The organism is Actinomycetes bacterium (assembly GCA_036510875.1).
Classification (GTDB): domain Bacteria; phylum Actinomycetota; class Actinomycetes; order Prado026; family Prado026; genus DATCDE01.
The window spans coordinates 1-7,571 of sequence record DATCDE010000265.1; the positions used below are offsets into that span (position 1 = coordinate 1).

Here is a 7,571-nt window from a genome sequence, read left to right on the forward strand (position 1 = left end):
ACCGTTCACGCCGCAGCCCAAGACCCCTGGCGACCGCCGAAGGACGCGCTCGCTTCCAAACGCGGCGCCAGGTCGAGTCTCAAGAGGCCCCCGTGCGCGGGCGCCAGAGCGTCACCGACCCCTGAAGCCGATGATCTCCTCAGCCTCGTCCCCAGGGCGCTGTCCTACGGGCTCCTGGGAGTCAGGGTCCACGGCCCGGTCGTCCTCATCGTCCTCGACACCGGGCAGTGGGCCCAGCTCGGCCGCCCTCGCGAGCGCACCGAGCCGAACGACGTCTGCTCTGTCCCCGACCAGCCCGGCACCCGAGCCCAACGAAGGCTTCGCCGTCCCCGACCGGGTCTTTTGCCCGCGGCGGGGGCTGACCGAGCCGAGTCTGGTGCTGGTCCGGCAGCTGCCTGACCGCCGACGCTTCCTGATGGCCTACGACCTGGCCAGCGGGTGGACCCGGCAGCTGGTCGCGCTGGGCCGGGACGACCGGCCCACCGTGGATCCCACCGGGATCTCGGGCGTGATGGAGACCTCCACCGGGCCGCTGACGGGCCCGTCCTCCGCTCCGGCCGGGACCGCCTCGCACCTGGAGCTGATCGACCTGGTCAGCGGTGTCTGGAGCCCGCTCACCCCTGCTACTGAGGGGGTGTTCGACACCCGGCCGGTGTTCAACCGCGCGGGTGACGGGTGGGTGTACTTCCTGCGCAGTGACTCCGCGTCCCATGGGGAGACGGCGAAGTTGCTGCGGGTCGATCCGAACACCGGTGCCGTGCAGGCTGTTCTAGGCAGCGGCGTCGGCCAGTTCGCTTTGGAGCCCGGCGGGCTGACCGCGTTGGTGTACGCGGGTTGGTGCCTCGCCGACGGGTCGTGCGGCGGGGCATGGCGCCTGGACCTGTCCACCGGCCGGTTCGTGGTGCACCCGTTCGACCCCGTCCTCGAGGGTGCGTTGGCCTGGACCGCCGACGGCTCCTGGTTCGCCCACACGCAGCACGCGGAGGCGTCCCGCGCCACGCTGTCCTACAGGTGCAGCGGTGGCCGGTCGGCCCAGCCGAGACGCTGCTGGAGCGGCCCCCCAGCCTGGGCAGCACCCTGCAGTGGAGCGTGTACGGCGCATTGGGCTGGACACCGGACGGCACCCGAGTCGTGCTGCAGGGGCACCAGTTCGCCAGCCCGAGTGACCGGTTGATTGACCGTGTCGTCGGCCGGCGGGTGCTGCTGGTGAACCGGACCGACATGAGCGGGACGGTGGTCGGATCCTCGACCGATCTGGACCAGTCGTTCGACGTGTGGCAACCGGCAACCCCACGGTAGCGGCCCGACCCAAAGCCGCTCACGTGCGGCACGGAAGCGCACGAAGGACCTAGGCACCGGGCCTCAACGTGCTACGGCACTCCGTTACCGCGAGCAGGACCGTATGAAGGTGCCGGCCGTGAGCCGCTATCAACGGCATCCCACCGGGCAGCGAGATGGTTCCGGCCAGGGCGTCGATGTTCACCACCAGCATGAACGGCTCTCAAGCCGGCGCGCGGGCTCCGAGATGCGCCCGGCGGGGGGCGACCAACGGGTGGGGGGCTTCGCAGGTAACCCACTCGCGGATCGAACCCCCGGCTGAGCGGGTCGCATGCCCCTACCGGCGACGGACTTCCCGATGCCAGCCTGAGGATGAGTCAAGGTGGTGTGCGGTGCGGGCGGCATTGGGTGTCGTGATGGTGGTCGCGCTGGCCGGTGTGGTTTCGTGCGGGACCGCGACGCCGGGGCCGGGTGGTACCCCGGGGCCGGGGGCGAGCGTTTCGACCAGCCAACCTGCGTCGCGGCAGGAGTCCGTCAGCCCTTCCGCCAGCGGCGGCGGCCACGCGCCCAGCGCGCTGGACGACCTCGCGCCGTTCTTCGCGGCTGCGCAGGCGGTGGATCAGCGCCTGTCGGCCGCCGCCGCGGTGGTTGACCGGCACATCGGGACGACCATGCTGACCGTTGACCCATCGGTGCGGGACGCCGCCGCCGCGGCCGACCCCGGCGTGGCGGCGCGGGCCGTCCCGGCCGGCCTGCCGCCCGACCTGCTGCAGCCGGTACTGCTCGTGTACAGCGACCTGTTCTCGCGGTACTCCGCGCTCGACGGGTTCGTGAACACTCTGGCCGACACCGGCCCGAGGGTCGACGTCCCGGTCACGGACCCGGCGGCCGCCGAGGCGCTCGACTGCCTGCACCACGGTGCACCGGCCGCGGCCCAGTTCGCCGCCGACATGGCCGCCGCCCGAGCCGAGGCCGCTCAGTCGCCCCCGGTCGTCCCGGCCGCCAAGGGCTCCCGGGCTGCCGCTGACCTCGCCATCCTGCTGCGGTACGTGCAGGGATGGAACACCTGCTGTGGCGGGTGCGGTGGTTGGCGTCTGACCTCGCTGCCGGCGATCACGTGGTATCCGAGCCGGGCCCCCGTCGGGGGGTCATACGGCGACTTGGCCGACGGCATCATCGGCGACGGCCCGGAGTTCCTGGCCACCTACACGTCGGGAACTGGCTGGACCGTCGTGCTGTACGCGGGCTGACAGCTGCGCGGTGAGCGTTGGGGCAGTGGGTCGTCGTCTTGTTGATCCGATGGGAGCCCGACCGGGAAGCTGGTTTGGGCGGAGGATGCGTTCGAGGTCGTCCGTACTCATCTCAAACGGAGATCCCGGATCGTCTTCCCACCGAGCTGCAGCTCGTGCACCTCACTCAGGTTCCGGCAGGTCGATGAACCGCAGTAGGAATCTCGCGTTCGCGTGTTTGTGCGACCGCACCTACCGCCCATCGTTCGGGTCGCGTCGGTTAGGCGTGTCGTCGCCGATGGCACCCCGAGTTGGCTGATCTCGAAGAGAGGTGAGGTCGATCAGAATGCTTCGCGCGGACCTCGTCCTGCCGGCGGTGATCGGTCTGGGGCTGGGCATGGCAGCCCCGGCCAGTGCCGCCCTGCCCCAGCAACGCCACCCAGGTTCGGACCTACACCACGGCCGAGTTCTGTCAAGGGCCAGATCGCACTCGAGGTGCAGCAGTCGTGGACTAGCGGGAACGGGCAGGTCCTTTACAGATCGGGACGATGACCGGCCGGTCATACCTCCTGGACGGACAGCAGTGGGTCGGTCCCATCGGCACGGCTACGATCAAGTGGAACATGGTGTGGAACCTGAGCAAGCCGTACCCGTACATGTACGGCTCGTCCGTATACACCGCGTTCACCGGGCCGCTGCCGAGCTTCGCTGGTCATTGGGTCTACCCCGGGACGCCGACTGGGCTTGGAGTGGGGAGTCCAAACGACTGCGGAGCCCACACCGTCGTTCTGGCGACGCTGGGGATGAGCGGTGAGGGGTACCCGACGCTGCCCGCGGCGAACTGCTCGGTCAGCAAGATGTTGCTGATCCAGGGCTAAGACCGCCTTTCGCCCGCCCCGTTCGTGTTGCCTTCGCCCTTCGGCGGGGGGCAACACGAACGGGTACTTGATCCGCTCCTGTGCGGTGGGTAGTACAGCCAGGATGCGCTCGCGTATCTCCAGCAGGGTCTCCCGGTGCGGAGACGGCTGGGCGGTGTAGTGGGCGGCGCCGTCGGGGGGGACGTTCCGACATGCGTCCAACCCTCGCACTCGGCGGACTCACCGGGCAGGCCCAAGGCTTGGGGGGTTGAACCCGGAGGTCCCGGCGCCCGACGCCGAGAACGGGGGCGGCCAATACCCCCGAGTCGCCCGTCAGGCGCAGCGAGGACCCCGCCGCCCCTGAAGGGGCGACGGGGCGAGACCGCAGTGAGTGTTGTGGGACTTGTCTATCCCTGTACGTCGGGTCCGGCCCGGCGGGGACTGATGCGAAGCAGCACACGCTGCTCGCGTTCCATGGCGGCGCGGTACTCGTCCCAGTCCGGGTGCTCGCCCGCCACCTGGCGGTAGTAGTCGACCAGCGGCTGCATGGCGTCCGGGAGCTCCACGATCTCCACCTCGCCCTCGATCTGGATCCACGGACCGTAGAACCCGTCGCTGATCACGCACAGCCAGGCGGTGGGGCGCTTGCGCAGGTTGCGGGTCTTCAGGGCGGTCTTCCGGGTGCTCGCCACCAGATGCCCACCATCGTCAACGGCGACGGCCACCGGGGACATCTGCGGGGAACCGTCGTCACGGCTCGTGGTCAAGATCGCCCGGCGATGCTCGCGGACGAACGCCCGCGCCCCGTCGAGGTCCATGACCTCAACCTAACGACCGTACGGCTCGGCACGCTCCCGTCGAGTTCAGCCCGCGCCAGCAAAGCCAGACGCCACCGCAGCCAGGGAACTCACCGCGAGCAAGGCGCCCTGCATCGGCACGTCGGGGCGCCCCTGTCGTGGCGGCCAGGACTCGCGGGCACCAGGGTCGTGCAGATGCCGATCCAGCCGCTGAGTCCTCAGGAGCCCACTCACGCAGCTGAAGACTCGTCCGGGCCGCCGGCGGGTCGATCGGGGCTGCGGGTCAGCTGGAAGGGGAACGGGCCGATCACCCGCCTGCCGATGGGGAAGACCAACATGCCGAGGATCTGCGCGTCGGGGACCAGCCAGCGCATTTCGCCGCGCAGCCACTTCACCGGTGGCCTGGCGGTGCGCGAGTAGTCAGCGACCAGGGCGGCCCGACCATCCAGCAGCGACCCACTGCTGGACACCCAGCAGTCGGTCGCCTGCCTGGTGGTGTCGCCGCGGCGGACCAGGTTGTGCACCAGCCCGGTGGCCTCGACCTGTTTGCCGCACCACCCGCGCAGCGGGGTGAACGCGGCAATGACCCGGCTCATGCGCCGCAGGCCAGGACTGCCCACCATGGTTCCGTCCCAGCGGCCCACCAGATCGCCCGGTTGCGGGGCGGGCAGCCCGGAGAACGCGCGGCGCGCCGCGCGTATTGACCACGCGCTCATCTGCTGTTGTGCGGTGACGGTCATGGCGACTCCTCCCGACGAACTCGCCACGATTGCCATCCCATGATGGGCTGCCGGCCGGTCGTGGGGTAGAGGACAACGCCCTGCCGCGCTGCCCCGCCCGGCCCGGGCCCGGACCCCGCAGCGGGGCCGTTGTGCTCTGTCCCCGAAACGGATCGGGGCGAGAGTAGATGCGGCCCGCGGCCGTTGAGGTACGACGGATCAGTCGGGGCCGCGAGGAGGTGTCGCGATGGCAGCACCAGCCGAGGTGATGACCAAGGCGGAGATGACAGCGGCGCTCCAGGCTTTCATCCAGGGCTGGAACGACCACGACGTTGAAGCAATCATGGCCCGTGCGGCGGACGACGTGGTGTGGGAGAACCCGGCTTCGGCCGGGCCGGTGCACGGCAAGGAGGCAGCGGCAGCCGACGTCACGGCCACGTTCGCCACCTTCCCTGACCTGCACTTCCCGATGGAGGACTTCCGCATCTACACGACCGACGACCCCAACGTCGGCTTCACGACCTGGACGATCACCGGGACGATGAACGGGCCGCTGGCGGGCATGGCGGCCACCGGCAAGCCAGCTCGGATCCGCGGCGTGTGCGTCTACACGTTCCGAGACGGGCTCATCGCCGAGCACACGATTGTCCTCGACAGCTTGGACTTCGTCCAACAACTCGGGCTGATCCCCCGCGAGGAGGACGTCAGCCACAAGGCTCTCGCCCAGCTTCAACGACTGGCGACCAAGACCAGAAAGGCGCTTCACGTCTAACCCGAGAGCAAGCAGGCCCCGCGGCCAAAGCCGCGGGGCCCGACACTGAGCCGACGCGCCCCCTGCCGGCCCACCCTCCCCGACCGACCGGCTCTTGATCCACACTTCGCGGGCGCGCCTAGGCGCAATACCGTTCAATTAGGGTTCCAGCGGTGTAGTTTGTTGGGATGCCTCGTTCTGGATGGAGGAAGCCGGAGTCGGATCGGCGGTTGCCGGATCTGGTGTCGGTGGGTCTGCTGATGAAGGTGTTCCCCGCGGATGTCGTGGACGCGGTGGTGGCGCAGTGCGGTCGCACCGAGCAGCGGCGCCGGTCGTTGCCGGCCCGGTCGATGGTGTATTTCGCGATGGGGATGGCGCTGCACTCCGAGGGGTCGTATGAGGACGTGCTGGCGTTGATCTGCGATGGTCTGGCCTGGGCGCACCGTGATGAGGGGTCGCCGAGGCTGGCGAACAAGGCGGCGATCTCTCATGCCCGTGACCGGCTGGGTGCCGAGCCGATGGCGAAGCTGTTCGAGCGGGTCGCGCGGCCGCTGGCGACCGAGGACACCCCGGGGTGCTGGCTGGCCGGGCGGCGGTTGGTCGCGCTCGATGGGACGTGTGTGGATCTGCCCGACACCGGCGCCAACGACGTGTTCTTCGGCCGGCCCGGGGTGACCAAGGGCGAACGCTCGGCGTTTCCCCAGGCCCGGGTGGTCGCGTTGGGCGAGTGCGGTACCCATGCGATGTTCGAGGCGGCCATCGGCCCCTACACGACGTCGGAGGCCGCGTTGTCCGTCGAGCTACTCGGGCGGCTACGCCCGGGGATGCTGTGCCTGGCCGATCGCGGCTTCTACAGCTTCACCGCGTGGCACAACGCCTGCCGCACCGGGGCGGACCTGCTGTGGCGGGTCAACGACAACCTCACGCTCGAGCCGGTCGAGGACCTGCCCGACGGGTCCTGGCTCGCCGATGTCTTCGACTCCAGGGCCGACCGGCGACGCCAGCACCCGATCCGGGTGCGGGTCGTCGGCTACACGATTGAGGACGGCCGTGACCCAACCGGGCAGTTCCGGCTGATCACCACCGTGCTCGACCACCGCAGCGCCCCCGCCGCCCAGCTGGCCGCCGCCTACACCCAGCGTTGGGAGATCGAGACCGCCTTCGACGAGCTGAAGACCCACCAGCGCGGGCCACGCGCGGTCCTGCGCTCGAAGTCCCCCCAGCTGGTCACCCAGGAGATCTGGGGCCACCTGTGCTGCCACTACGCGATCCGCACCCTGATGTTCGACGCCGCCATCCACGCCGGGAACGACCCGGACCGCGTGTCGTTCGTCGCCGCGCTACGGATCTCCCGCCGCTCCATCGCCCAGCAGGGCGCCTTCCCCCCCTGACGAGGTCGACAGCATCGGGCGGCTGTGGCGCCACGCCATCGGCGAGCTCCGGCCAGCGGCTCACCGGTGCCCTCGGCCCCGTGGTCGACGAACGTTAACAGCGGGTGGAACCCGAAGGTCCGCTTGAACGTCGGCGTCGCGCCTTCCTTCTCCGAATGCGCCACCACGATGGTGGCGTCTAGGTCCGCGCACAGCACGGATCGCGGCGACCGCAGCGTCGACGTCACCTGCCACGGTGTCCATCAGACGGGACACCGTCGCCTCAGAGGCGACCGGGCCGAACAGCTCCGGCTGGGCGCGCACCACCGCCAGGTCCGCCAGGCAATCACCACCCAGGGCGAGCGCGACCGCGAGATCCATCCCGACCTTCCCCGGATCGTGCCGTAACCGGGCCGCCCGCCACGGCCGAAGGGCCGCCGACAACCCCCGAGCCAGACCGCTGGCCCGCCCCACCTCGACCAGCAGCGACGCCCCGGCCGACGAGATCAACGACTCGCTACCCGCGACTACCCGCACTCTCTTCGCCTGCCGGTTACCCTTCACCCACGG

General features: G+C 70.1%; 7 protein-coding genes and 1 pseudogene. 5 read left to right on the forward strand and 3 right to left on the reverse strand.

Going from position 1 to position 7,571, the window contains the following annotated elements; all coding sequences use genetic code 11:
* The first annotated feature begins 376 nt into the window (after nucleotides 1–376).
* The 3 genes from VIM19_15385 (at nucleotide 377) to VIM19_15395 (ending at nucleotide 3,385) form a co-directional block, all read left to right on the forward strand.
* Entirely contained in the window at nucleotides 377–1,174 is a 798-nt protein-coding gene (locus tag VIM19_15385) for a hypothetical protein (GenBank protein ID HEY5186243.1), read from the forward strand.
* 496 nt (nucleotides 1,175–1,670) lie between these two features.
* Complete coding sequence (locus tag VIM19_15390) at nucleotides 1,671–2,528, forward strand: hypothetical protein (protein ID HEY5186244.1); 858 nt, start codon at nucleotides 1,671–1,673, stop codon at nucleotides 2,526–2,528.
* A 527-nt stretch (nucleotides 2,529–3,055) separates the two neighbouring features.
* Nucleotides 3,056–3,385 carry a hypothetical protein gene (locus VIM19_15395; GenBank protein HEY5186245.1) on the forward strand — a complete coding sequence of 110 codons (330 nt, stop codon included), beginning with the start codon at nucleotides 3,056–3,058 and terminating at the stop codon, nucleotides 3,383–3,385.
* 386 nt (nucleotides 3,386–3,771) lie between these two features.
* On the opposite strand, the gene VIM19_15400 is transcribed toward VIM19_15395, so the two are convergent.
* Complete coding sequence (locus VIM19_15400) at nucleotides 3,772–4,182, reverse strand: PPOX class F420-dependent oxidoreductase (GenBank protein HEY5186246.1); 411 nt, start codon at nucleotides 4,180–4,182, stop codon at nucleotides 3,772–3,774.
* Nucleotides 4,183–4,391: 209 nt separating this feature from the next.
* Entirely contained in the window at nucleotides 4,392–4,901 is a 510-nt protein-coding gene (locus tag VIM19_15405; protein HEY5186247.1) for a hypothetical protein, read from the reverse strand.
* A gap of 226 nt (nucleotides 4,902–5,127) precedes the next feature.
* On the opposite strand from VIM19_15405, the gene VIM19_15410 reads away from it, so the two are divergent.
* Entirely contained in the window at nucleotides 5,128–5,652 is a 525-nt protein-coding gene (locus VIM19_15410; protein ID HEY5186248.1) for an ester cyclase, read from the forward strand.
* Nucleotides 5,653–5,819: 167 nt separating this feature from the next.
* A complete protein-coding gene (locus tag VIM19_15415) occupies nucleotides 5,820–7,022 on the forward strand; it encodes an IS4 family transposase (GenBank protein ID HEY5186249.1) in 1,203 nt (400 codons plus the stop codon).
* 56 nt (nucleotides 7,023–7,078) lie between these two features.
* Here the strand turns inward: VIM19_15415 and VIM19_15420 are convergent.
* A pseudogene (locus VIM19_15420) lies at nucleotides 7,079–7,565 on the reverse strand (transposase).
* Between the last annotated feature and the right edge of the window lie 6 nt (nucleotides 7,566–7,571).